The organism is Candidatus Infernicultor aquiphilus, assembly GCF_002784285.1.
Taxonomy (GTDB): domain Bacteria; phylum Atribacterota; class Phoenicimicrobiia; order Phoenicimicrobiales; family Phoenicimicrobiaceae; genus Infernicultor; species Infernicultor aquiphilus.
In genome coordinates this window covers 1-1,639 of the sequence record NZ_PFKO01000375.1, presented here as the reverse complement: position 1 = coordinate 1,639, position 1,639 = coordinate 1, and the positions used below count along the sequence as shown (strand labels likewise).

The following is a 1,639-nucleotide window of genomic DNA, read 5'->3' as shown; positions in this document are numbered from 1 at the left end:
GAAATCCAGGAAAACATCGACATCTCCGCTACACTGTTCCCATATTTCTTCACCGGTAAAATATTCATGAGCATGAATATTACCTATGAGATGAAATTGATCCGCCCTGAAAGCGTTCAATTCCTCGGTTATTTTTTTTGTTTTATTTTCCACCAATTTAAGATCTTCACCGGAAACCTGGCCAACCGGTGAGCCGGCTGCCTGGTCTACCAGCACGACTTCTGCTCCCAAAGCTTTCATCATTCTGGCACGCTCGGTAGAATTTCCTTTGGACATGACTGCTATAAATCTGTATCCTTTCACTGCACATACTATGGCCAGACCGGTTCCAGTATTTCCGCTGGTCAGTTCGACAACCGGCTGTCCTCTTTTCAAACTCCCATTTTCCTCAGCCTCTTCAATCATCTGTAATGCTATTCTATCCTTTTTACTGAATCCCGGATTCAAGTATTCAAGCTTGGCATATATTCTTCCTTCCACTCCGTATGCTTTTACCAGTCGGCTTAAATTGACCATCGGCGTTTGTCCTATTGCTTTATGCACACCCGAAAGTAGTTTCTTCAATCAATGTCCCTCCTTGTCCCATTATTTTGTATTATATCAGTATTATAGACACCCACAGGTTTGTTCGTGGTTGTTTACATTATCACGCAGTTGCTATGATGTCAATAATAAAATCTACCCTGTCCCTATTTTTTATTAATCCATTTTTGTAGATTTTTTGCCTAATTTACGAAATATTTTCACCCACCAATATTCTACGCTAAACTTGAAATTATTCTTTTGCCAAATCCATAAAATTAAAATCCAAATTATAATATTTAAGGCACCAAAAATTAAACACCCATTTATGGTTTGATTCCATGCAGGTATTAGATAGCTAAGTATTTTCCCAAATATCTCGGAGAGAAGCGTTTCAAGTAAGTATATAGTTAAGCTTACCCGGCTAAACCATTTTATAAAAGGTATATTGATGATTTTTTTATTTCTAAACTCAAAAGTTAACCAGAAAAATGTGATAATTAAAATAAAAATACCTAACTCTAAGTGTGTTTTGAAATACCAAAAATAATCTGCTTTGGAGATTGTCTTCGGGAAATTCATACAACCAACCAATCCATATATAAAAAAGAAAAGGCCAATGGGGATGATGACTTTCTTAATCAGGTTTTCCCTTTTTCTATATATCATCAGCCCTATAATAGAGGCAAATAGGCCATAGGCCAGATAGGGCAATAATGGATAAGGATTTGCTATAGTGAAGCTAAGTATGGTTGCTACTAAATAATTCTTTGCCTGTATTGATTGACCTACTATGCTATAGAGGTAAATTCTTGTAAATGAAAAGAGCATTATTATAAAACCCGATATCCCTAACACCCAGTAATTTCTTTTTTCTTTTTCAAACCCTTTGTTTCTCAATAAAAAGAACAATAGTGATGTTACAATGATCAGGTTTAACCCTATGGTTGATATAGAAGAACCCTCAAAGAATTTAGTTATACGGGGGAAGGTTAGCTGCATATTCCTGATTGAACTTGCTACCACAGTCATATCCGGCTGATTGTTGATAAAATCGACATTCCATCTACCCAGAAAAATATTCAGTATATAATGAATTATTATATAAATACCTCCG

General features: G+C 35.8%; 2 protein-coding genes. Both read right to left on the bottom strand.

All coding sequences use genetic code 11. The features are described 5' to 3' along the window. The coding region (locus COZ07_RS10520; protein ID WP_406608520.1) for a PLP-dependent cysteine synthase family protein at window positions 1-564 on the bottom strand (564 nt) is incomplete at its 3' end. Between the two features lie 135 nt (window positions 565-699). Further along, on the bottom strand, window positions 700-1,554 hold the full coding sequence (locus COZ07_RS10515; RefSeq protein ID WP_406608519.1) for a hypothetical protein: 855 nt from the start codon (window positions 1,552-1,554) through the stop codon (window positions 700-702). Window positions 1,555-1,639: the final 85 nt, after the last annotated feature.

Bases quoted from the DNA above. Each gene is read 5' to 3' on its own strand.
- COZ07_RS10515 (WP_406608519.1), bottom strand. From the start codon at position 1,554: ATGACTGTGGTAGCAAGTTCAATCAGGAATATGCAGCTAACCTTCCCC.